Origin of the sequence: Corynebacterium sp. KPL1986, from assembly GCF_000477975.1 — a bacterium.
Taxonomy (GTDB): Bacteria; Actinomycetota; Actinomycetes; order Mycobacteriales; family Mycobacteriaceae; genus Corynebacterium; species Corynebacterium accolens.
Genome location: NZ_KI515719.1, coordinates 1,990,763 through 2,014,002 on the forward strand (window position 1 = coordinate 1,990,763; position 23,240 = coordinate 2,014,002).

Annotated in this window: 20 protein-coding genes, 2 tRNA genes and 3 pseudogenes; 20 read left to right on the top strand and 5 right to left on the bottom strand. The window is 56.8% G+C overall.

Going from position 1 to position 23,240, the window contains the following annotated elements:
- Positions 1-41 precede the first annotated feature (41 nt).
- Positions 42-1,109 (top strand): GTP-binding protein, encoded by a 1,068-nt coding sequence (locus tag HMPREF1287_RS09140; RefSeq protein WP_005276381.1) that lies wholly within the window; start codon positions 42-44, stop codon positions 1,107-1,109.
- Between the two features lie 158 nt (positions 1,110-1,267).
- Positions 1,268-1,340 (top strand) — tRNA-Arg (locus HMPREF1287_RS09145).
- A gap of 98 nt (positions 1,341-1,438) precedes the next feature.
- Here the strand turns inward: HMPREF1287_RS09145 and HMPREF1287_RS09150 are convergent.
- Positions 1,439-2,632 (bottom strand): IS481 family transposase, encoded by a 1,194-nt coding sequence (locus tag HMPREF1287_RS09150; protein WP_034653752.1) that lies wholly within the window; start codon positions 2,630-2,632, stop codon positions 1,439-1,441.
- Between the two features lie 550 nt (positions 2,633-3,182).
- Here HMPREF1287_RS09150 and HMPREF1287_RS09155 point away from each other — a divergent pair.
- The 4 genes and pseudogenes from HMPREF1287_RS09155 to HMPREF1287_RS12625 all read left to right on the top strand — a co-directional run bounded on the left by HMPREF1287_RS09155 (position 3,183) and on the right by HMPREF1287_RS12625 (position 6,203).
- A complete protein-coding gene (locus HMPREF1287_RS09155; protein WP_005280722.1) occupies positions 3,183-3,992 on the top strand; it encodes a class I SAM-dependent methyltransferase in 810 nt (269 codons plus the stop codon).
- A 132-nt stretch (positions 3,993-4,124) separates the two neighbouring features.
- Positions 4,125-4,418, top strand: a complete 294-nt coding sequence (locus HMPREF1287_RS09160) for an antibiotic biosynthesis monooxygenase (protein WP_005276388.1) — start codon at positions 4,125-4,127, stop codon at positions 4,416-4,418.
- A gap of 344 nt (positions 4,419-4,762) precedes the next feature.
- A pseudogene (locus HMPREF1287_RS09165) lies at positions 4,763-5,416 on the top strand (IS256 family transposase); the annotation flags it as partial.
- 94 nt (positions 5,417-5,510) lie between these two features.
- Positions 5,511-6,203 carry a hypothetical protein gene (locus HMPREF1287_RS12625; protein ID WP_172596693.1) on the top strand — a complete coding sequence of 231 codons (693 nt, stop codon included), beginning with the start codon at positions 5,511-5,513 and terminating at the stop codon, positions 6,201-6,203.
- 7 nt (positions 6,204-6,210) lie between these two features.
- On the opposite strand, the gene HMPREF1287_RS09175 is transcribed toward HMPREF1287_RS12625, so the two are convergent.
- Positions 6,211-7,101, bottom strand: a complete 891-nt coding sequence (locus HMPREF1287_RS09175; RefSeq protein WP_023016542.1) for a cation diffusion facilitator family transporter — start codon at positions 7,099-7,101, stop codon at positions 6,211-6,213.
- A gap of 212 nt (positions 7,102-7,313) precedes the next feature.
- A pseudogene (locus HMPREF1287_RS09180) lies at positions 7,314-8,418 on the bottom strand (IS1249 family transposase).
- 114 nt (positions 8,419-8,532) lie between these two features.
- Here HMPREF1287_RS09180 and HMPREF1287_RS12890 point away from each other — a divergent pair.
- From HMPREF1287_RS12890 to HMPREF1287_RS09205, 5 genes and pseudogenes are all read left to right on the top strand, one after another.
- Positions 8,533-8,685 carry a hypothetical protein gene (locus tag HMPREF1287_RS12890; protein WP_023016544.1) on the top strand — a complete coding sequence of 51 codons (153 nt, stop codon included), beginning with the start codon at positions 8,533-8,535 and terminating at the stop codon, positions 8,683-8,685.
- Positions 8,686-9,876: pseudogene (locus tag HMPREF1287_RS09190) on the top strand (IS256 family transposase); the annotation flags it as partial.
- Between the two features lie 542 nt (positions 9,877-10,418).
- Positions 10,419-11,693, top strand: a complete 1,275-nt coding sequence (locus HMPREF1287_RS09195) for an MFS transporter (RefSeq protein WP_023016546.1) — start codon at positions 10,419-10,421, stop codon at positions 11,691-11,693.
- 428 nt (positions 11,694-12,121) lie between these two features.
- Complete coding sequence (locus HMPREF1287_RS09200) at positions 12,122-13,051, top strand: DUF418 domain-containing protein (RefSeq protein WP_023016547.1); 930 nt, start codon at positions 12,122-12,124, stop codon at positions 13,049-13,051.
- 1 nt (position 13,052) lies between these two features.
- Complete coding sequence (locus tag HMPREF1287_RS09205; protein WP_005276411.1) at positions 13,053-14,258, top strand: trypsin-like serine protease; 1,206 nt, start codon at positions 13,053-13,055, stop codon at positions 14,256-14,258.
- On the opposite strand, the gene HMPREF1287_RS09210 is transcribed toward HMPREF1287_RS09205, so the two are convergent.
- Positions 14,255-15,283, bottom strand: coding sequence for a prephenate dehydrogenase (locus tag HMPREF1287_RS09210; protein ID WP_023016548.1), 1,029 nt, complete (start codon positions 15,281-15,283; stop codon positions 14,255-14,257). The genes HMPREF1287_RS09205 and HMPREF1287_RS09210 overlap by 4 nt on opposite strands.
- A 39-nt stretch (positions 15,284-15,322) precedes the next feature.
- Here HMPREF1287_RS09210 and HMPREF1287_RS09215 point away from each other — a divergent pair, with 39 nt between their 5' ends.
- The 4 genes from HMPREF1287_RS09215 (at position 15,323) to HMPREF1287_RS09230 (ending at position 16,694) form a co-directional block, all read left to right on the top strand.
- Complete coding sequence (locus HMPREF1287_RS09215) at positions 15,323-15,802, top strand: tRNA adenosine deaminase-associated protein (RefSeq protein ID WP_023016549.1); 480 nt, start codon at positions 15,323-15,325, stop codon at positions 15,800-15,802.
- Complete coding sequence (locus tag HMPREF1287_RS09220) at positions 15,789-16,271, top strand: nucleoside deaminase (RefSeq protein ID WP_255342442.1); 483 nt, start codon at positions 15,789-15,791, stop codon at positions 16,269-16,271. Before HMPREF1287_RS09215 ends, HMPREF1287_RS09220 begins: the two co-directional genes overlap by 14 nt.
- A gap of 41 nt (positions 16,272-16,312) precedes the next feature.
- Positions 16,313-16,513 (top strand): CsbD family protein, encoded by a 201-nt coding sequence (locus HMPREF1287_RS09225; RefSeq protein WP_005276418.1) that lies wholly within the window; start codon positions 16,313-16,315, stop codon positions 16,511-16,513.
- A gap of 93 nt (positions 16,514-16,606) precedes the next feature.
- Positions 16,607-16,694 (top strand) — tRNA-Ser (locus HMPREF1287_RS09230).
- 69 nt (positions 16,695-16,763) lie between these two features.
- Here the strand turns inward: HMPREF1287_RS09230 and HMPREF1287_RS09235 are convergent.
- Positions 16,764-17,225, bottom strand: a complete 462-nt coding sequence (locus tag HMPREF1287_RS09235) for a hypothetical protein (protein WP_023016551.1) — start codon at positions 17,223-17,225, stop codon at positions 16,764-16,766.
- 111 nt (positions 17,226-17,336) lie between these two features.
- Here HMPREF1287_RS09235 and HMPREF1287_RS09240 point away from each other — a divergent pair, with 111 nt between their 5' ends.
- The 5 genes from HMPREF1287_RS09240 to HMPREF1287_RS09260 are packed head-to-tail and all read left to right on the top strand — an operon-like array spanning position 17,337 to position 23,185.
- Positions 17,337-19,196, top strand: coding sequence for an HtaA domain-containing protein (locus HMPREF1287_RS09240; protein ID WP_023016552.1), 1,860 nt, complete (start codon positions 17,337-17,339; stop codon positions 19,194-19,196).
- 10 nt (positions 19,197-19,206) lie between these two features.
- Complete coding sequence (locus HMPREF1287_RS09245) at positions 19,207-20,253, top strand: hemin ABC transporter substrate-binding protein (RefSeq protein WP_005280755.1); 1,047 nt, start codon at positions 19,207-19,209, stop codon at positions 20,251-20,253.
- Positions 20,234-21,283 (top strand): iron ABC transporter permease, encoded by a 1,050-nt coding sequence (locus HMPREF1287_RS09250; RefSeq protein WP_023016553.1) that lies wholly within the window; start codon positions 20,234-20,236, stop codon positions 21,281-21,283. Before HMPREF1287_RS09245 ends, HMPREF1287_RS09250 begins: the two co-directional genes overlap by 20 nt.
- A complete protein-coding gene (locus HMPREF1287_RS09255; protein WP_023016554.1) occupies positions 21,283-22,077 on the top strand; it encodes a heme ABC transporter ATP-binding protein in 795 nt (264 codons plus the stop codon). The genes HMPREF1287_RS09250 and HMPREF1287_RS09255 overlap by 1 nt, the downstream gene beginning before the upstream one ends.
- Positions 22,070-23,185: an HtaA domain-containing protein gene (locus tag HMPREF1287_RS09260; protein ID WP_023016555.1), complete on the top strand. Its 1,116-nt coding sequence runs from the start codon at positions 22,070-22,072 to the stop codon at positions 23,183-23,185. The genes HMPREF1287_RS09255 and HMPREF1287_RS09260 overlap by 8 nt, the downstream gene beginning before the upstream one ends.
- Positions 23,186-23,240 lie beyond the last annotated feature (55 nt).

Genomic DNA, 23,240 nt, shown 5'->3' on the forward strand with positions numbered 1-23,240 from the left:
CCTTGTAGCCATCCTTTAATGAAAAACGTTACCATTAAAGGATGGCTACACCTGTTACCGTGCTGTCCGGATTTCTAGGCAGCGGAAAGACCACGCTCCTCAACCACCTGCTCGCAAACCGTGAGGGCCGCAAACTCGCGGTCATCGTCAATGACTTTTCCGAGGTCAACATTGACGCCGCCCTCGTCGCTGGCGAGGGGCACCTCGAGCGCGGTGAGGATCGCTTCGTGGAACTATCGAATGGCTGCATTTGCTGCACCCTGCGCGAAGACCTCATTGAATCTGTGGGCAAGCTAGCTCGCTCCGGCCGCTTCGATCAGATCGTCATCGAATCCACCGGCATTTCCGAGCCCATGCCGGTGGCAGCCACCTTCGAGTGGGAATTTTCCGATGGCACCACGCTTGCCGATGCCGCCCCCATCGACACCATGGTCTCCCTCGTCGATGCCTCAACCTTCCTAACCCAATTGCGTCGTGGTCGCAGCCTCGTCTCCGAAAGCATCGAAGCCACGCCCCAAGACGATCGCACCATTTCCGATCTCTTAGTGGATCAGGTCGAGTTCGCCGACCTTATCCTCATTACCAAGACCGACCTGGTCGATGCCGCTGAGACCGAGCGCGTGGTCGCCACCGTTCGCGCCATGAACCCGCGGGCTCGCGTAGTGCCGGTAACCCACGGTGTTATCGAGCCTGGGCTTGTCCTGGATGCACATTTGTTCAATGCTGCCACCGCCGCGTCCTACCACGGCTATGCCGAAGAGCTGGCTAACCCACACACGCCAGAAACCGAGGAATATGGCATTTCTTCCGTCGTATTCCGTGCCGATCGCCCCTTTAATCGTGAGCGTCTCATCGCCGCCTTGCGGGCCAGTACGGGCCTCGTGCGTTCTAAGGGTTATTGCTGGATCGACACCGACCTGCGCGTAGCCCACGCCTGGCAGCAAGCCGGCCCTAACCTGCAAATCATGCCAGCGTCACTGTGGGCCGCCAACGGCGTAACTCCTGGCACGGAGCTCGTGCTCATTGGTATCGATTTCGACCACGAATCCACCCTGCAGGCTTTCCAGGACGCCCTGCTTTCCGATGCCGAAGCCTCCGTCCTCGTATAACCCCGCGCCGAGTCGCAGCATGAACGGCGGGTGAACTACACGCCTTTGACTATCCCGCCGATCGTGGTTGTGTACTGGTGATTTGTTACTTTGCATGTCCGTGGGTATAGTAAATTCTCGTTGCACAGCAGAGCATCCGCGCTGCTACACAACGGACTGCGCCCGTAGCTCAACGGATAGAGCATCTGACTACGGATCAGAAGGTTGGGGGTTCGAATCCCTCCGGGCGCACAAATGTCATGAGTCGCGACATGCTTGACAGGTGAGTCGCGACATCGTTGACAAACCGGCATCTCAGTTTCTTTTTGTTCTGGGATGCCGGTTTCTTCTTATTCTGGGCCTAGGGGTGGGTCTCCTTGTTTCCAGTAGGGCTTTTGGTAGTTGCGGCTGGTGTCGATGTAGTGCTCGGTGATGACTTCTCCGGTTTCGGCTAGTGATGTGATGACGTGGTTGTCGGCGATGACCATGAGGATTTTCTGTCTTTTCCATTTGCGGCCTATGCCTAGGTGGAAGATTTTGCCGGCGTAGCGCACGGTGGTTTTGCCGTTGTCCCAGACGACGTCGTTTCTTGTGCGCCATTCTTGTGTCGGGTTGTGGGCTGGGTTGGCTTTGGTGCCGGTGGTGTAGGCCTGGTGTGGGGTGCGTCGGCCTAGTGCTTTGTGGGGGCGTGTGGTGTTGTAGTAGTCGCGGAATTCATTGAGGAGTGTCTGCAGGTCAGCTACGGTTTTAGCGGGTGGTCGGGCGTTGATCCATTTTTTGAGGGTTTGGTGGAATCGCTCGATTTTTCCTTGGGTTTGGGGATGGCCTGGTCGGCCGTTTTTCTGTTGGATTTTGTTGGCGTTGAGGACTTTTTCAAAGGCGTTTCGTCCGCCTTTGCGTCCTGCTAGGCGGGCGGTGAAGACGAGGCCGTTGTCGGTGAGTGTGGATGCTGGTGGTCCGTATTCTGCTATCAGGCGTGATAGTTCCTCGGCGACTTGTGTGCCGCTAAAGGCTGCGGCTGCGGTGATTGATAGCAGGTAGCGGGAGTGATCGTCGAGGAAGTCAAGGACTTCGATGCGGGTGGTGTCCGCTAGGTACAGGTGGGTGATGTCAGCCTGCCAGCATTCGTTGGGCATGGCTGCTTCGAAGCGGATGAAGGAGCTTTTGGGCTTCTTTTTTGGTGCTGGGGTGATGAGTCCTTCTTTTCTTAGGATGCGGCGGATTGTCGAGGTTGAAGGGACGCGTTTGCCGTCTTGTTGTAGGTGGTAGGCAATGGTTTCTGGACCTGCGTCGAGTCCGTGACGGGTGAGCTGTTTACGGATTGTGATGATGTCTTTGCACACGGTGTCTGGCACGGCTTGGGGGTGAGTGCGTGGGGCGCGGGATTTCGGCGCGATGGCGTCTGTGCCACCGGCATCGAAGGCATGAAGGATTTGGTAAACGCGTTGGCGAGAGATACCGAATTGCTTGGCTACTTGTGATGGGCTGCGCTTTTGCCCGCGGACTGCTTTGACGATGGCGAGGTTACGGTTGGGACTGTTCATAGTGTCAAACATGTCCCGACTCACCTGTAAAACATCACCTGACACGGTAAGGGTGGGCTAAGTGTCAAGTTTGTCCCGACTCACCTGTCAAGCATCAGGACTGCCTTCGCAGGAACAGGGTGTCAAATATGTCGTGAACTCAGACACCTCCGGGCGCACAAATGTGAAGTCTCGAGACATTGTTTCTATTTCGATGTCTCGGGGCTCTCTTCGTGTTGGGGGTTCGTTTTTAGATTTCGCCTGTGTGGGGGTTAATGGCGGCGATGTCGTTGTTGATGCAGATGAGCATGATTTCTTTGGTGCGGTGTTTTCTTCCGACGTAGAGTTTGCGCATGTTGCCGGCCCAGCGGAGGGGGCCTGACCCCCGATGCGTCTACTTTCCGGGGGTCAGGCCCTATGTCCAAGAAAAGTCACACTATTTTGGCAAGCCTATCCTTTACAGTCGCCAGGAATTAGACTCAGAAATGGATGCACATTAGGCCTGCCTTAAAGTACCTGCAAGCATCTGCCTTAGTCCGTTGTAGGTGGGCCTTCGAGAAAGGAATCCACCATGACTCACTCCTCCCACCAGGACAATCCACTTCCCTATGCGCAGCGTCGTGCAGAAGATGTACCCGGACACTGGCTGCTCGCGCGGCTGGGCAAACGAGTGCTGCGGCCAGGCGGTTTGGAACTCACCCGCAAGTTGCTCAAGCATGCCGGTCTTAGTGGTGCTGATGTCGTCGAGTTGGCACCGGGCTTGGGGCGCACCGCCACCGAACTATTAAGTTTCCAACCTGCCAGCTATGTCGGTGTGGAAAAAGACGAAGATGCCGCACGCATTACCGGTGAGATCGTCAAAGACACCGGACGCATGGTGCATGCTGATGCCGCGGATACCGGTTTGCCCGATGCTCACGCTGACGTCGTGCTGGGTGAGGCAATGCTAACGATGCAATCGCCGAACGGAAAACAAAAGATCGTCGACGAGGCCGTGCGGGTGTTGCGACCAGGTGGACGCTATGCGATTCATGAGCTCGGCTTGCAACCCGACGATCTTGATGATGAATTCAAAACAGAGCTGCGCAAAAACCTCGCGCGGGTGATTAAGGTCAATGCCCGCCCGCTCACCGTGGTTGAGTGGACCGAGCTTCTCGAAAACGCTGGCTTAGTCGTCGAATGGACAGATACCGCGCCAATGGCGCTGCTAAAGATGCGCCGCAATCTTGCCGACGAAGGACTGCTGGGTACGTTGCGCATCATCAAAAATGCCTTACGCGATAAGGAGGCCAGGCGCCGCATGTTGGCAATGCGCAAGCTTTTCAACGAACACAGCGATGTCTTGCGCGGTGTGGCTTTGGTGGCCCGGAAACCGAGCTAGAACCAACCAAACGACGAGGTTAAGGCGCGCAACTCGCAGAAAATACCACGGTAATTCTGCTGAACTTCACATCCCCACCAGATTAACTATCGCTAAAATGAAGGATGAATCCAATCACAGAAAGGATGATCTATGAGCTACGTTAACATCACTGCCCTTTCCTTCCCTGAAGGTGCTGGCCCGGAAATCGAGCAGCGCTTTGCGCAACGCGCAAAAGGTGTCGACAAGGCCGAAGGCTTTGAAAGCTTTGAGTTGCTGCGCCCCGTCGCCGGTGAGGATCGCTACTTCGTCGTCACCCGGTGGGACAGCCAGGAAAACTACCAAAAGTGGGCTGATGCACGGCCAGCAGGCAACCATGTCGAAGACGAAAAGCGTGGCATGTCCGTCGACGTGCTGGGCTTTGAATCCATTCAGCTCGAAAGCTAACTCATCAAAAATCTTCACAGGCACGACAAGCGAAACCGCGGGCCCGGAAATCCGGAACCCGCGGTTTTCATTATCCCCCGGTTGCACGCGCTAACTGGCGAACCAGCCAGCGCGGCCTGTACTAGTTTTAAAGCTCGCTAATTGGGGTACGGTGTGGCAACACGCGCGGGCGCTTACCCGCGATGTCGGTTGCGTCCTTTAGTGTGGTGTATCTGTAACTGACGGTGAGGGTCTGATGGATGCATGAGGCGACCACCGTAGTACCTTTCGAATGAGAGTGGGTGTGGGAACCTAACCCGCATGAGGAGGGGCCCGACCCCCGACGTGTCCACTTTCCGGGGGTCGGGCCCACATTCTGGGCGCAGGTATGCGCCAACCTGGCCAATCGTGGGGTCAAAGACGTCTTTATCGTCTGCTGTGACGGGCTGAAAGGCCTGCCAGAGGCAGTTGAGGCAACCTGGCCGAACTCTATGGTGCAAACCTGTATCGTGCACCTGATTCGCGCCGCTAACCGGTGGGTAGCTTACGGGGATCGCCGGGGCGTATCAGCCGCGTTGAAAAAGATTTACACTGCCACGGACGAGCCCACAGCACAGGTTGCTTTAGACGAATTTGAAGCCTCCGAGCTGGGTGAGAAATATCCCCGCTCAGTCAAGGTCTGGCGTGATGCGTGGGCGCGTTTCGTACCGTTTCTGCAGTTCCCACCAGCAGCCAGAAAGGTAATCTATACGACGAACTCCATTGAGTCGTTCAACAACCAGCTGCGTAAAGCTACCCGCAACAGGGTGCAGTTCACCAACGATGAATCAGCGATAAAGACGCTGTGGTTGATGATCTGCAACATCGAAGACAAACGAGCCGCAAAGAGGGCAAAGCAAGGCAAACGAGTCTCAGCGACAGCCGGCAGACTCATGGAAGGAGCCCGAGTTTCCGGCTGGAAACAAGCCATTAACCAAATGGCCGTGGCCTACCCCGACAGCTTCGACAAATACCTATAAACCTACCCCCACACACAAACAACTTGACACCCTCCGAACAAGCAAGCATTGATAGATGCAGGTCTGCACTACATTTTGTCGGTGAAACCCCACCGTGCCTGAGGTGATTGAAACCTGGCGGCGGGAAATCCCTGGTGAAGCCTACGCCCACGGCCAGATCTGGACACAAGCCTCGGCAAGCGATGCGCGCAAACACACAACCCCGAATACGGTGACCCACTTCCAGTACTCCTATGATCGGGCCAGACGCGGCCTGCGCGGAATCAAAGAGCAAGTCGCAAAAGCCAAACGCGCTGTTGACGGCGAAATCGCCATTAAGCGCAACCGCTATTTCGATCTTTCCACCCCGAACAAGAAGGTCAACTACGCTCTCGCTGCCAAACACCGAGCCCTAGCCGGAATTAAAGGCTATGAAACCGACCTGACCGCTCTTCCCGCCCAGGAGGTTATCGGGCATTACCGCAGGCTATTCCACATTGAAAATGTCGTATCGGATGTCGAAATCAGACCTGAAAGCACGCCTAATCTATGCGAGGAAACAAAACTCGATCACAGCACATCTCAATATTGTGATGGCAGCACTAGCCGTGACCCACCTGATGGAGACCCGCAGTGGTCACTTCATCAAACGCCTCGTGAGAACACTCAAGAAATACCGCAGCTTTCAACTCGTCGTTGGCGGCGAAACCATTCACGCCGCCGTACCATTCCCGCCCGACCTCACGGCCACCATCCAAGTAATCACCGGCCGCGAACTTCCGCACAAAATTGGCCTAAGTCAGGTTAGAAGGGAATCAGCACACCGTCTCGTGGGATTCGTGCTCTGGGTGCTCAATCTGGATGGTGGAGTGCTCGATACCGTGTTCGCGCAGGGCCTGCTGGGCGGCATCCAACAGCGGGCCGGTGCCGACGGTGCCGTCGCGCACGATATGCACGGTCGTGAGCACGTTCACGCCGTCCAGGCTCCACAGGTGCAGGTCGTGGATGTCAGCAACGCCCTCGACCTGCCGCAGCGCGGGCTCGATCGCACTGGCGTCGAAGTCCGCCGGGACTTGCTCGAGCAGCACGCTCGTCGAAAGCCGCATGAGCTGCCAGGCGCGCGGCAGCACCATCGCCGCGATCGCTAGGGAGGCGATCACGTCCGCCGCCACAAACCCCGTGGTCAGTACCACGATGCCGGCCACGATTACTGCGACAGAGCCGAGCATATCCACTAACACGTGCAAGAACGCGCCCTCCACGTTGATCGAGGATTTGCGGTGCCGGTGCAGAACCCACGCCGATAGCGCATTCGCCACCAGGCCGATCACCGCGATGATCAGCATCGTTTTTCCCTGCACTTCGGCCGGGCTCTGCAGGCGGCGCACCGCCTCGACGACAATCCACACCGAGATCGCCAGCACCATCACTGCGTTCGCCAGTGCAGCAAGCACCTCCACTCGTCGGTAGCCGTACGTGGCCTGAGCCGATGCTTGTCGGCGCCCAACCAACACCGCTGACACCGCGATGATCAACCCCGCAGCGTCGGAAAGCATGTGCATCGCATCCGCCATCAGCGCCATCGAACCCGCCAACCAGCCGCCGATCAGCTCCGCGAAGAAGACGGTGCCGGTAATGCCTAGCGCAATCAAGAGTGCGCGCAGCGGCGTGCTGGAGTGATCGTGGTCGTGGTGCTCGTGTGCCATGCACTCAGCCTATCCCCGTCGACGCTTATTGACAATTAAATGCAAATGGATGGCGGTAAGCGCAGCCACTGAGGCCAAGTCGGCCTGCTTTAGGTCATTGTGCAGTTGTCCTTTGAATGTGTAGAGAAGCTGAAACATGAACAACCAAAAAGTAGGGTTAAGTAGCAGAATGTGTGTCCGTTCGGCGTGTTGCGGGGCGGGTACACGGTTAGTTACTTCATGGGGTCTTTTCTGATTCCTATCGAGTGTTCGTACTCGGTTGGGATAGCGTTGTCGTAGAAGGCTGGTCGGCCTGTTTCTTGGTCGGCTTTGTTGTGGTTTTCTTCGGCAAGATCGTTGACTTTGGCGAGTTGATCTTGGCCATAATTGCACTGCCTGGCGATATTTAGCGGATCGTCAGGCAGTTGCTTTTTGGTGTGGAGGTACCACTCGAGCATTTTTCGTTGGCGTTCCCCTGACCTGCTTCGGTGCGCATCGGCGATGCGTTTGAGCTGGGCGTTTATGCCGCCTTCAAGACTGTTTGTCGTTGAAGCCCAGCGCTTAGGATCAGGCACATTCGGTGGTGGCTTAAGGTAAGTAAACAACCAATTGTTGCGCGATAGGTGCAGCAGTGAGTTGTAGGCTTTGCGTATTCGCAGATGAGTCCATTCCCACTGGTTATTGAGTGTTCGGCGTTCCTTTGGCACGGGTGTTTTCTCGTTGAGGAATGTTTTGAATACCTGACCGAAGTCGTGCAGACGTAGCGTCCACTCCCGTGCCTGTTCGAGTGTGGTGACACGGGTTAGTTTCAGCGCCAGTGCGTAGATGGTTTTGCCGGCGTCGGTGCGCGGCCGTGAGGTGGTGTAGCGGCGGATGACGCGTTGCGCATGGACGAGACAACGCTGAATCATCGCGTTTGGCCAGCAGGCTTTAATCGCGGTGAGTGCGCCTTGTCCGACGTCGATGACGACGCAGAGCGGCTCGGCGATTTTGCGAAGAAGCTGCGTGTATGCGTGGACAGTTTCGTGTTTGGTCCAGTGCCAAGCAATGACGTGGTGGCGTCGATGAAGATCTGCTCGTAGACGCGCTGCGGGGCACCGTCGTTGGGGACGTCGATGAGCCAAAACGGTTCAATCGGCGATCAAGTGTCCAACGACTCACCCTTTGTTGCCCGGCGAGTTCAGACAACGTCACTGTGGAGGTGACATAGGAGATGAAGGCTTTAAAGTCGCAGGCCTGAGTGAGATCGGTGCGGGTTCGTGTCGTGGAGCTGCCGCAGTTCGGGTCTTTGCACCGCCACCTGGTTGTGCCTTTGGATGTGGTTCCGTTTTTCTTCATTTGCCCAGCACATACCGGGCATCGTGGTCTGTTTTTACTCACCCGGAAAGCACACCAGAGAGTGTCTGATGGTTTGTGTGTGGGTACCTAACCTGCATGAGGAGATGGATCAGAATGACTACTGTGGCGAGACGAGATCCGGCTGATAAGGCCAAGATTGATGCGATTGAAAAGAAGCTGCTTGCTAATCCTGACATCGCGAAGCTGATTGATGACCTAGGCAGGTCGACAATGGATGCCAATGACTTGGTTCGCGGCATGTTGTAGGCCTCGATTACCAGGGGACTCAACGCGGAAATGGATGCCCATTTGGGCTACGAGTCTGGCGACAGGAGCGCTAAAGCTGCTGCTGGGACAGACAATTACCGCAACGGGTCGTATCCAAAGACCGTGGATTCTAACTATGGGCCATTAACCGTTGATGTCCCGAGGGATCGGGCTGGTACATTCTTGCCGACTATGGTTCCTAAAGGTTCTAGGCGCTTGACTGATGTTGATGACATGATCGTCAGCTTGTATGCCGGTGGGATGACAATTAGGGATATCCAGCATCATATGGCAACGGCGATGCGGGTTGATATTTCCCATGAGACGATTTCTGCGGTTACTGACGCCGTGCTCGATGAGGTTATGGTCTGGCAAAACCGCCAGCTAGACGAGTTCTACCCCGTGGTTTTCCTGGACGCGTTGCGCATTAAAGTCCGCGACGACGGCCGAGTAGTCAACAAATCTGCGTACATGGCTATCGGCGTGGATCTCGACGGTATTAAGCACATTTTAGGATTGTGGATTGCCAAGGAAGAAGGCGCTTCATTCTGGGCGCAGGTATGCGCCAACTTTTCTAACCGTGGGGTCAAGGACGTCTTTATCGTCTGCTGTGACGGGCTGAAAGGCCTGCCAGAGGCAGTTGAGGCAACCTGGCCGAACTCTATGGTGCAAACCTGTATCGTGCACCTGATTCGCGCCGCTAACCGGTGGGTAGCCTACGGGGATCGCCGGGGCGTATCAGCCGCGTTGAAAAAGATTTACACTGCCACGGACGAGCCCACAGCACAGGTTGCTTTAGACGAATTTGAAGCCTCCGAGCTGGGTGAGAAATATCCCCGCTCAGTCAAGGTCTGGCGTGATGCGTGGGCGCGTTTCGTACCGTTTCTGCAGTTCCCACCAGCAGCCAGAAAGGTAATCTATACGACGAACTCCATTGAGTCGTTCAACAACCAGCTGCGTAAAGCTACCCGCAACAGGGTGCAGTTCACCAACGATGAATCAGCGATAAAGACGCTGTGGTTGATGATCTGCAACATCGAAGACAAACGAGCCGCAAAGAGGGCAAAGCAAGGCAAACGAGTCTCAGCGACAGCCGGCAGACTCATGGAAGGAGCCCGAGTTTCCGGCTGGAAACAAGCCATTAACCAAATGGCCGTGGCCTACCCCGACAGCTTCGACAAATACCTATAAACCCAGCCCCACACACAAACAACTTGACACGCTCTGAGCTGACTTACTGGGCAGCTAAGCACGATACTGTCGAGGCGTTCATCCCACCGGGAATGCCCTGGCATAACGGGTTTGTGGAGTTCTTCCACAACCGGCTACGTGACGAGCTGTGAGAGGACGAGATATTCGACTACCCCCGCCCATGCGTCGCGTTGCCTGCGACTGTGGTCACAGCGCTATAATACCTATTATCCTCATTCGAGCCTAGGGTTTATCCCGTCGACTGAGTACGCTAACCAATGGTACCAAACCCAGGAAGGCACTCAAACCGCCCGGTCCTAAAACCGGCCCGGACCATATAGTCACTGAGCCGAGATTAATGGCATAGTACCTGGAGCACATCATGTTCACATTACTGCATCAATAAATCCTGTTTGACACTCCGCGAGTTGCGGCGGGTCAAGAGGTTGACCCGTGAGAATTACCCATTCCGGAAATCCGGCGCTGGGTTCATGCTGCGCGCATGAGCTTTCAGTCGCGGGTGCCAAACATTGAGAGACACGATGCAGGATTATAATACTTCTGATCAAAAATTTTGGACCATCGTACGCAAGAACCATCCTGACTATCTACGGTGGTTCTTCGCTGATACAGCAAGCGCCTTGGGGGCATCCCTCGTAGCTATCCCTATTTCACTTGCGAGCTACTACCTCACTGGGAGCTTAAGTCAAGCGGGAGTGATTGGCGCCGCAAGCTCGGCGGGATCGATGATCATGACGATCCCAGCCGGCATGATCATCGATCGTTTTAACAAGAAGAAGTTACTTTTCTTCTATGGGCTGAGCCAAATTGGCATCTGGTCAACCTTCTCGTTACTGCTTTACTTGGGCAAATTCACTTTCATGCTTTTGTTCTTCTTTAGCCTGTTTGCAGGAATGATTACAGGCACCTTCGGAGGCCTAACCAACGCCATTTTGAGATTCATCATTCCTGAGAATTTGCTTGTTCAAGCGCAAGGCCGTAACCAAACTCGAGACAACATTATCTGGATGGTCGGACTACCTTTAGGCGGCTTTCTCTACGGTCTAGCCCCAGTTATTCCCTTTATCGTACAAACTTTGTGTGGGTTGGGTCCGCTTTATGCTTCAAGAACCATCAGTATGGACCTGGGGAGGTCAAGTAGTGAACAACAGTATTCGTTTCGAGAGTTCTGGTCCGATAGCAAATATTCTTTGACTTGGATTTGGAAATATCCGATGCTCCGAACAATCTTCAGCATCGATATTTTCTCCAACTTCGCCAATTTTTTCCTCATCGCGTCCGTTGACCTATGGCTGGCATACCTCAAAGTTGATGGTTGGATAATCGGCCTCACCTCAGCCATGTTCGCCGTTGGAATGATTGTTGGAGGACTTCTTCAAGACCGCCTCATCAAGCAATTTCCAGGAAGAAACATCATCCGAGTAACGATGTTTTGGGAGCTACTGTGGTATCTGTTCCTTCTTATATTTTCTCAGTATTGGCCACTTATTGCAGTTGCAGCATTTTTCATCGTAGTTCCCTCCATTGCCTGCAACTCATACTCCGGGGGAGTGCTTGCGTTATCAGCACCTCCCGAAAAAATAGAAAAATGCTCGGCAGGAGCGCGTCTGATGATGGGGTTGCTACCAATCATCGCGTCCGCCAGCGCGGGTGCAATTCTCGCCGCAATGGGTTTTCAGGCAAGCATGGCGCTATGTGCTCTGTGCTCGGTTATCTCCTGTTTGATAGCGGCAATTTCAGTCCTGCGCACACTACCTAAGGCATCCGAGTTCAATTTGCTCCCCGTATGCGAGTAAGTCTCAAGGTCATCTACCAAGAGGGTCTCTGATGGTTTGTGTGTGGGTTCCCAACCTGCCTGAGGGGATGGACCAAGATGACTACTGTGGCAGGACGAGAATTAAGCTCATAAGACCAAGATCGATGCGATTGAAAAGAAGCTGCTTGCTCACCCTGAAATCGCAAAACTGATTGATCACCTAGGAACGGTTGCATCTCCTTCCGTCGCACGGTGAGGCCGGGAAAGTGGGTGCACTCTTCTGTGGTCGGCGGGAGAGTGGGGCGGCAATATTGGCCGGGGGTAATAACGGCATTTATAAGACACAGGGCATGCAAACTGTTGATACAGCAACCTCCCAGACTTCTATTGTAGAAAAAGAGAGTCGTTATAAATATGGGTCGTGGTGGAAAACACTGCGTCTCATCACATTGTGAAGGAGAGTGCTAGGTGAGCTCATCATCGCGCATCGTCGGGCTGGATATGGCCCGTTCACTTGCCATTATTGGCATGATTATTTTGCACATGGCCTCGTTGGTATGGAGTACCAAGGTCATTTTGTCGGGTCTTCCGGCCGCCCTATTTGCCATTATCGCCGGAGTGACGATGATGCTCATTGGCAAGAACTATTCCACGCAGACGCTGTTGCGGCTAATCGCTCGCGGCGCCATCATTACGCTTATCGGATTGGCGCTATTGCCAGTCGGTGGGCAAATTCAGGTCGTGCTTATTGCCATGGGTATCACCATGATGGTGGTGTCCTGGGTGCCACCGCTGAATGTGTGGTGGAAGCTGGCACTGTTCTTCGTCGCGGCCATTGCCTCGACCGTGCACTACGCGCCTTTTACCTTGCCGCAGGTCTACCCACTGCTGGCATGGATCGCGTACTTCCTTGCCGGCATGCTGCTGTTCGAGGTCTACATCCGCCCAGGTAGCTACCGCACGGCGCTGCAGTGGATCGTCACCGCCTCCAGTGCCGTGATTGCCGCCGTCGGTACCTACTTCCGCTTCGAGCCGGATATTCCCAGCTGGCTGCGCTTTACCGGCCACACCGGCGTCGCGGGCGAAATCCTGCTCTCCGTTGCAGTGGCCGCCGTAGTGCTGCACCTGTGCCTGCTCATTGGCAGCGCGGTACCCAAGCTCGTCTACCCCTTGGCCGCAATGGGCACGATGTCCCTGACCGTTTATGTCTTGCACGTGCTCTCCGCTTATTACTGGCAAAGCCACATCTCACTGCACAAAACCGCGTGGGCGTGGGCATTTATTGGCCTATTCCTCGTACTCGCCACCATCTGGCGGAAATTCCTGGGCCAAGGCCCCCTTGAAAAGGCCGTCTCCTCCGCCGTTAAACTCGCCGTTCCTGCTGGAAAGAAGGACTAACATGTCGCGTAAAATTGCTACCGCTTTGACCACCGCTGGTATCATCGGGATGTTGGCGGCCCCCGCCAGCGCCCTTGAGCACGGCGAACCCGCCCCCGATAACGCCGAGTCCCAGACCGTCGCCGCGCTCAAGATGGGCCGCATAGGCAACTTCGGCGACTGCACCGGCACGCTCGTGGATAGGCAGTGGGTGCTTACCGCCCGCCACTGCCTGCAGTCCGTCAATAACGAAGGCACCCAGGCCCGCTTGGGAGGCAAGGTCTATGACGCGGATTCGTGGGCGCTATCCCCGCTTTCCGATGCCGGACTGCTCCACCTCACCGAGCCCGTCACCGATATCAAACCGGCCAAGATCTCTACCGATATTCCAGAGACCGGCGACCTTGGCACCCTATATGGTTGGAGTAGCAGCTCCTCCATGGCGCGCAAAGGCCAGCTGCCGATGGCAGAGATGAAGGTCTCCGAAATCCTGGGCGGCGGGCCAAGCGATGACGCCGCACAGAAGCCGGGCGCCGACAAGGAAGCCCCGGAAGGCTACGAGTCCGTGCCCGCTGAAGAAGCCATGCCGGGCCTCAAGATGCCGGGCGGCTCCAAGCCGGATGCAGACGTGAAGGTCCCTGAAGGCTACGAATCCGTGCCGGCCGAAGAGGCCATGCCCGGCCTCAAGATGCCGGGATCTGGTTCGGGATCGGATAAGCCCAAGGTGGTCTCGCCGGGTGCCACCAAGCCGGGCGCCGAGCAGCCGCAGATTGTCAAGCCTGACGGCAACGGTGGGGAAGTAATGCAGCCTGGCCAAGGCGGCATGGCCCCGATGATCAGCAGCCCGATCCTCGACGTCCACTCCACCGGTAATGCTGGTATGCAGGGCGGCGACTCTGGCGGACCGTTCTTCGTGGACGGAAAACTCGCGGGCCTAGCTACCGCGGGTACCTCGAATGCGGACCCGGAACTTCCCTCTCCAAGCGCGGCAATCACCACCCTCGCCGGCACCAAGGAGTGGGCAGAGGGCGTAATGAGCGGCAAGGATAAAGACGCCATCTTGACCGCCGAGAACACGCCCGAGCCAGCCCAAGTTCCGCAAACCAGCGGGGATCACCCGTGGATCTACTTCACCGTAGCCGTAATCGGCCTTATCGGTGCCGCGGCAGCCGCGCGCACCTTCGCCGCCGGCGCAGGCAGCGGTGCCGCCCGCAACAAGCGCCGCTAAAAGATCTCGATGCGCCCGCCCAAGGATTCGGTCTGGCGCAGCTGCGCCACCCACTTCGGCCCGCCGGGGTGCAGGCGCAGCACGGGGCGGGAAGAGATCTTGACCGGGGAGACCGATTCCTTGCGGGCGCCCGACCTGGCATCGATGCGGGTGTGGGCGCGGTAGCCGGCATCGGTAAGCTCGGCGATGGAAGGCTCGGGGGCGGCGAGTTTCTCCCGGGCATCGTGAAGCAGCTCCAGCGCCTCGTCCAAAGCCTCCACCAAGGCCGGGGCATTGGTCTCGCACATCTGCCGCACGAGGTCCGGGCGGGTGCTTGCCACCCGGGTCGCATCCTTGAAGGAACCGGCGGCCAGGGACTGCGCCAAAATGCCGCCATTATCGCCCACCGTGGCGAGGGTCTCGGCAAAAATATGCGGCAGGTGGGAAATGCGGGCGACCGCCGCATCGTGGTTGGCCACGCGGATGGGGACCGCCTCCGCATGCACCATCTGGGTCATGCGTACGACGTCCGTAAAAGTCTCAATCCATTTCTTGGGAATCTTTTCCCCGCGCGCCTCATAATCGGCGGCGTAATCGTAGGTAATGCCCCACGCGGCGCGGCGGAAAAGCCCCGTCTGGGAGTGATCCCAGCCCGATTTCGAGGTACCCGCCATGGGGTGCCCGCCCACGTAACGATCCTCCATGCCGCGGTCACAGACCTGCTGGCGCACAGGGGTTTTTACGGAGACCACGTCCGTAATGCCGCAGCTAGGGGCGTGTTCCTGAATGGCATCCAAGACGTTGCCAACCGCGGTCATGGGAACGGCGATGACAATGAGCGCCTCTTCAACCTCGGCGCGGTTAAGCACCGCCGGCAAGTCATCATTGACGTCAAAACCCTGCTTTACTGCGGTGCGGGCGGCGGAAGTCGAGTGGTTGTATCCAAATACGTCGTGGTTATAGCCCGCGAGATCGCGCAGCAAGGAACCACCGATGAGGCCGAGGCCGATAATGCAGATGGGGCGTTGAACATCTTGAGAACTCACGGTGACAATTGTGGCACAACACGACTAATCTCACGAGGTATGAGCAACGAAAATTACTCTTTCGCGGTTACCGTCGCCCGCAACGAGGGACAATGGGTCGTGCGCAGCTTCGATGATGACTTTGAGGACCCGCAAACCTCCATCACCGCGGTGCGCGCCCTGCGCTCCGAAGGTGCAGCTTTCGCCCTTCTCTGCGTCGAGGACGCCTACTTCATTGCCGTGCGGCCCGTGCCCGGTGGGGTGAAATTGCTAATTTCGGATGCCACCTATGGCGTTGACGATGATTTTGCCGCGGACTTCATGGAGCTCAATGACTATGAGATTCCAGACGTGGACCCGGAAGAGGCCGAGCCCTATGGCGAGGGCGACTTCGATATTTTCGCTGACCTGGGCCTATCCGAGGATCAGGTGGGCTATATCATCGACGATGAGGACGATTGGCCCTCCGATATGCTCCTGCGCATTGCCGGCGACCTGGGCTTTGGGGATGAGCTAGAAGACGTCATTGATAACGCCTAAGCCCCTGCAGCGCGCGCAGGAACGCATGCAGCGCGCCCTCGCGGTGGCGCGCCAAACCCCCGCCGGCGACGTGCCGGTTGGGGCGGTGCTTTATGATGCCACCGGCCGCGAGCTCGCCACCGGCGTCAACCGCCGCGAGCAATTGCGCGATCCCACCGCCCACGCCGAGATCGAGGCCATCCGCCAGGCGGTGCGCATCCACGGCGATGGTTGGCGCCTGATCGGCTGCGAGCTCGTGGTCACCTTGGAGCCCTGTGCCATGTGTGCCGGCGCCCTGCAAGCCGCGCGGATAAGCTCACTGGTGTTTGGCGCCTTTGAGCCGAAGACGGGTGCGTGCGGCTCGCTTGTCGATATCCTGCGTGCCCCCACCGCCCCCTTTACCCCACAGGTTCGCGGCGGCGTGCTTGAAGAGGACTGCGTGGCGTTGCTAGAAAAATTCTTCACCACTTTGCGCGAAAAGTGGGTATAGTGGCTGTCACACTGTAAGCGACTCATTTAAGGAGAGAGAAAATGGGCGATTTGGAAAACAAGAAGGACGACCTCGCAGGCAAGGCAAAGGAAGCTTTCGGCGAGGCAACCGGTAACGAAGACGTAGCCAACGAGGGCAAGGCCGATCAGGTCGCTTCCGAGGCTAAGGACAAGCTGTCCGATGCTGCTGACAGCATCAAGGACAAGGCCAACGACATCATCGGTGGCCTGAAGAAGGACTAATTTTATAGTCCCTTCCTAGCGAAATCGCTGCGCTGGCTTAGTGCCGGCGCGGCGATTTTGTTGCATCGGGGGTCCTCCCGTAATCTGGAACGCGGTGGCGTGTCCGAGCGGCCGAAGGTGATCGCCTCGAAAGCGATTGTTGGGTAACCCCCAACCGCGGGTTCAAATCCCGCCGCCACCGCGCAAGGCCCCGACCTGTTAATGCAGGTCGGGGCCTATTTTTGTTTTCTTCGGTGGGAAGATTTGGGAGTTAATCCTCCTGCTTTGCGTGCGCAGCCCGCGCGCGGCGGCGCTGCAGGGTGGGGAGGGACCACGTTGCAATAGCCGCGATGACGGCCATGGTGCCTGCGCTCCACATGAGGTACTTCACGGGGGTAAACCACCACGCCAGGGCCGCGATTACTGCGATGACTGCCCACACTGCGGGGACGAGGAGGCTGGGCTGTTCGGCCCACGGTTCCCGGGGGAACCGGCTGCGCGCCTCTGTGCGGATGCGGCGCGGGGCCTTTTGGGATAGGGCGAAGGAGCAGGCGACCACAAAGGCCAAGCCGATGCCAGCGATGAGCAGGCTTCCGCTCACGCCGCCAAACATGAATACGCCGACGGAAAGCGCTAAGGAGAAGCGTTCGCCGATTGTGAGAGGGAAGCTCTGAGTGGGATCGACATCGGGGTAGATGCTGGTGAAGATGTCTCGGTGGGGGTAGTTCTGCATTGTTTTCTTATTGGGGGTAGTTATTGACAGCTGAAAGAAAATCGGTCAGGATATGCTTACCTAAGTAAGCGTAGCCTATACATTCTTTTAGCGAGAAACAAGGTTCTCAACATGATTCGTAAACTGTGGAGGTCGGCGTTCGGCGTCATTGTCGCGGCGTTCCTCATGGCGGGATTCGCCCCGCTTCTATCTTCTACTCCGGTTGCCCACGCAGACGAGGCCTGCACATGGAATTGGGGCCTCAAGCAGTCATTCCGCAGCTACATCAAGGGAAATATTGCCCGCGGTGGCTGGGGTGCCAATGGCATTGGTTTTAAGGGGGACGAAACGGGCGATGGTGCGTTCGTCTTTACCGCGGGAAAGCCTGATGTCTCTGGTGGAAACGTCACGATTCCGTTCAACGGCACGCTGAGCTTTACCGGCCATGAAGGGGTCCTGGACATGACGATGTCGGACTTCAAGGTCAAGGCGTCTGGTAACCAGGCAAAGATCTCCGTGGACTATGTTTCCTACGAATTGAACCGGCAAGACTATAGCCGCGGTAAACAAATCAAAGGCGATGACGAAGTGATCGCCACCATCAATCTGGATAATCCGGTAAAAGACGGAGCTGAAAAGGTAGATTTGGCCGGCTCAACATCCCTGACCTCCGGTGGCGTCAAACTTTTCACTGGATTCTACAAAGAGGGTGAAGTCCTCGATCCGTCCTCCGGGACCATTGCGCTAGATGGTTCTTGCTCTGGCGGCTCTGGTTCCGGTGGCGGTTCGAAGCGCCCATTGACCTCTATCACGGGCTTTAATAAGGAAGCCATGGACATCCTGTCTGAGACCAATGACACGATGAACGGTATTACCACGTTTATGGGCAATACCCAGGCATTCCTTGATGAGCTGGAGTCTTTCAATAACCGTGGTGAGTCGAACTCGAATTCGGGTGGCTCTGCTTCGGGTACGTCGAACTCCACTGGAGGAAACTCGGCTTCTACTAACTCTGCATCGGGAAATTCGTCACCGAGTAACTCCGGTTCGGGCGGAAGCGGCGGTGCTTCAGGAACTGGGAAAGCAGCGGGATCGGGTCCTGCGCATTCTGGATCCGCTAACTCCGGCGCCTCGGGCTCAGGTAATTCGGGCGCGGGTGCATCCGGCGGCGACGGTGCCGTCTGTGAAGCTACTGGTGTCACCCAAGCTACAGCACAGTGGGGCGTAAAGAAGTCCTTCCAGTCCTATATCACCGGCTCTATTGCGCAAGGCCGATGGGATCTATCTGGCGTGGGATATGAAAATGGTCGTTTCCAATTCACGGGTAACTCCGGCGCTGTAAAAGATAATGCGGGCTCCGTGCAATATGGCGGAAGCATCCAGTTCTCTGGCCACCACGGCAAGCTGGATCTGAACATTGCCAACTTGGAGATCACCTTCAACGGCAACTCTGGTGAACTCATTGGTGACGTGCGTTCTTCCAATATGGAAGGCGAGAAGAAGGACTTCGGACGCACCGTCATTGGCAGCTTGAACTTTAGCTCCCTGGATGTTGGCTCCGATGCCGTATCTGGTGAAGCTTCAGTATCGCTTTCTGAAACCGGTTCTCACGCCTTCGCCGACTTCTATGAGCCGGGTCTTCAGTTGGATCCGCTGAGCTTCCACGCCACCTTGGGCGGAAGCGCTGATTGCGGCGCCGTATCTGGTGGCGGCGGTGCTAGCTCCGGTTCTGGATCCGGTGGCGCGGGCGCGGGCGGAAACGGAAAGGGCGGTTCTGCTTCCAAGGGTGGCGCTCATGCCGCAGCCGGGGACCCAGCGCATGCTGGTGATTCCTCGCAGGGATACGAGGACGGATCGAACAAGTTCAAGGTCAAGTCCGCCACGTCTCCCGGCGGAAACATGGATAACCCGACCACCTATTTACTGCTGTTCATCGTCGGATTGATCATCGCCGGCGGTTCCACCAGCCGCCTTGTCATGAACAACTCTTAGAAGGATTGCCGTGAAACTCGTTCTTCGTTTCCTCGTACCACTCCTGTGCATCTTTAGTCTTACTGCGTGTGGTGTACAGGGAAGTTACACAGATCAGCTACCGGATCCCGCCGATCTCTCGGATCCCAGGTCTTTTGAAGGCGTGAGCGACGTCAAAGACTTTGACGATATCGAGCCGGTTACTGGCAAGGCGCAGCCGGCGCTTCCGGTAGAGCTTACCGATGCCGATGGCTATGACGTCACCGTCACCGATGCCTCGCGCATCCTTGCGTTAGATATCTATGGTACCTACACCAAGACGCTGAGCGGATTGGGTTTGGCAGATAATATCGTCGGTCGTACAGTCTCTTCCACTGAGCCCAACTTGGCGGATCTCCCAGTGGTGACTGAAGGCGGTCACAACATCAACGTGGAAGCGGTATTGGAGCTCAATCCAACTCTTCTTATCGTGGATCACTCCATTGGCCCGCGTGATGCCATTGATCAAATCCGCGCGGCGGGCATTACCACTGTGGTCATGGAACCTGAGCGCACCATTGATTCCGTAGGTGAGGACATCACCACGCTTGGCGATGCCCTCGGTCTGCCCGACGAAGCACGCGAACTAGCCGATCGATCCAACAAGGAAATCGACGAGGCAAAGGAAGCCATCAAGGAATTAGTTCCTGATGACCCGATGCGTATGGCGTTCCTTTACGCACGCGGAAACGGCGGTGTCTTCTTCATTATGGGCGACGGCACCGGGGCCAAGGATCTTATTGAAGGCATCGGTGGCGTGGATCTGGCTGAGGAAAACAATCTTTCTTATGCAGAACCCGCCAATGCGGAGGCGCTGGCGCGCATCAACCCAGAGGTCATCATCATGATGACCAATGGCCTTGAGTCCACCGGTGGAATTGATGGCTTGTTAGAACGCCCAGGCGTCGCCCAGACCACCGCCGGGCAAAAGAAACGCATCGTTACTATCCCGGACGGCCAATCGTTGGCATTTGGTCCCATGACTGGTCAGACGCTGGTGAAGCTAGCAAAGGCTGTGTATGACCCCGACAATGAGTAAGGATACGGACACCTTTGCGCGCCGACGTACTCAGCGCACCTGGGTATTCATCCTGCTGGGGATCCTCACCGTTCTTGCGGCGCTCATCTCCGTTGTGCTGGGACAATATTATGTACCGCTGTCTGATCTCTTTCCCATTCTGGCAGCCGGGCACGCGCAGGATTCCTTGACCGCAAGCGTGGTGTGGGACATCCGCCTGCCGCGCTTGGTCTTGGGCCTTGTGGTGGGCGCAGCCTTGGGCGTTGCCGGCACGCTGATGCAGGCGGTATTCGCCAATCCCCTGGCAGAACCTTCCATTATCGGCGTTACCTCCGGTGCGGGCGTTGGCGCTGCGGTAGTCATCGTCTTTAATATCGAGTTCTTCGGTACCTTTACCGTTCCCGCCGCAGCCTTCCTGACCGCGCTGCTGGTTACCTTCATTATCTATCAGCTGGCGCGGTACAACGGACGCGTGGCCGTGGTGCACCTGATTCTCACCGGCATCGCCATCAATGCGGTATGCAACGCGATCATTTCCTTCATGGTGTATTTGGCGCCCACCGCCAACCGTGAGGCGATCATTTTCTGGCAGATGGGTTCCCTTAACGGTTCGCAGTGGAAACACGTGTGGGCGGTACTTCCCATCGTAGTGATAGGCCTCGCAGTGGCTCTGCGGTTGGGTAAGCAGCTGGACGTCCTCGCGCTCGGTGAGCGCGCTGCCGCGCACACCGGTGTCAACGTGCCGAGGCTGCGCATCGTGGCGATCGTGGCATCGGCAGTGCTGACCGCCGCGGCCGTTTCCTTCGCCGGCCTCATTGGCTTTGTGGGGCTAATCGTTCCCCACTTGTTGCGCAGCATCGTCGGCCCAGAAAATCGCATCCTACTGCCCGCCTCTGCTCTGGGTGGTGCCGTCCTCATTGGCTTCGCCGACGTGGCAGCGCGCACGATGATTCCTTTTGCGGATCTTCCCATCGGCATTTTCACCGCCCTGGTGGGCGGTCCCACGTTCTTCATCTTGCTGCGCCGCATGATGCGCAAAGGAGTGCACTGATGATAAACGTCAAAGACTTAACCGTTCGCGTGGGCGAGCACACCCTCGTGGACCAGGTGTCCTTTACCACCCAAGCGGGCGAAGTCACTGGGCTTATCGGTCCGAACGGCGCCGGCAAATCCACGGTACTTGCCGCCGTCGCCGGAGACATCGAATATTCCGGCGAGATCACCGTGGGTGGGCTATCACCCAAGGCACCACCGCGAGAGCTCGCGCGCACGCGTGCAGTAATGCTCCAGGACGTCTCGGTGTCCTTCGAATTCCTCGTCCGCGATGTCGTTGCGATGGGGCGCCGACCGTGGGAAGGAACTGCCTACGCGGACCTTGACGATGCTTTTATTGACGCCGCCCTCGATACCGTCGGCGTCGCACACCTAGCGGGCCGAGATATCAGCACGCTGTCCGGCGGGGAGCGCGCCCGCGCTGCCTTCGCACGGGTGCTTGCCCAAAATACCCCGGTTATCTTGCTCGATGAGCCAACGGCCGCGCTGGATATCCGGCACCAAGAACAACTGCTGGGCTCAGTGAAAGCCCTTGCCCGCGAGGCCGGTGTTGCCGTCCTTGTGGTGTTGCATGACCTCAACGCTGCAGCTGCATATTGCGATCATGTCGTGTGCCTGTCGTGCGGGGGACTAGCAGCCCAAGGGCGCGTAGACGAGGTATTTACCGGTCGCACTTTGTCTCAGGTATATGACTGGCCTATTTCCGTCGACGGGCTGCGGGTACATCCACAACGTGCCACGCCCGCAATCAACCCACTCTTCTCACATCATTTGGAGGACTTCCATGTTTAAAAGAATCTTGGTCACCGCCCTTGCGGCGACAGCGCTGACCGTGCCGCATGCTTCTGCGGAAGAAACATGCACCATCGAATCCGGCTCCTTAAATTGGGGCATCAAACACTCGTGGCGCAGCTACATCAAAGGCCCTATTGCCCAAGGTGACTGGACTACTACTGGCTCGGTTCAGGAAAACGGCGAGCCTGACAGTAAAGACTTCACCTTTGGATTTGATGTCGATCCTGAAAAATCGACGGTCACGGTAGATGAGCAGGGCAACGTGACCGCTTCTGAAATCAGGACCAAGGACTCTTCGATTACCTTCACCGGCCACCATGATGCGCTGTACTCCAATGTTAAGAGTCCTTTTGTAAAAACAACTGGGGATGAGGTTCGTCTAGGTAGTGGCTACGAAGCCTATTACGTCGAAGGCAAGCATATGACGCAGTACACTAAGGACGATCAAACCGAAGCCAATAAGCGTACTGGAGAAGGAGCATTTGCTCACGGTAAGGGACAATGGAAGAAGGAAGGTAACACGCTCACCCTCTCCACCGCTGATACTTCCTACGAGCGGCAACCAGGCACGACAGACGAAAAGGCCGAAGGCGTAGATGTACTCTTCATGGGACTTTATGGGCCTAAATATAGCCCCAAGGTTGATGAAGCTCAGCTGACCCTCAACGTTTCCCCTGATTGTGGTCAGAAGAAGAGTCCAGAGCCAGAGGATCAGCATAACCCGGAGGCCCCAGAAGCTCCGCAGGGCGAGGCGCCATCGAAGAGTGAGGAAACGACCCAGAACGAGCCGGCTCCGCAGCCACCGGCGACCTCGCAGAGCCAAGCACCTTCGAAGAAGCCAGAAACTCCAAAGCATACAGAGTCTTCAGAGACTAAGAAGCCGGAACCTAAGAAGCCAGAATCCGATAAACCGGCGAATGAAGCTCCCGAAAAAGGGAAAGATCAGGGGGGTGCAGATGAACATTCTGCCTTTGGCTCTAAGTTCGCCAAGATGTGGAACTACATCTTGGGTGTGGTGACTATCGGTAGCATGTTCGCCATCTTGGGGCAGGCCTTTATAAAGTCTGGAGCCCTAGATAGTGTCCGTGCTCTTCTCCACCGATAAAAGCAACGGATATTCGTTGAAGAGCTAAAGACATCCACGAGATATGCGCGGTACC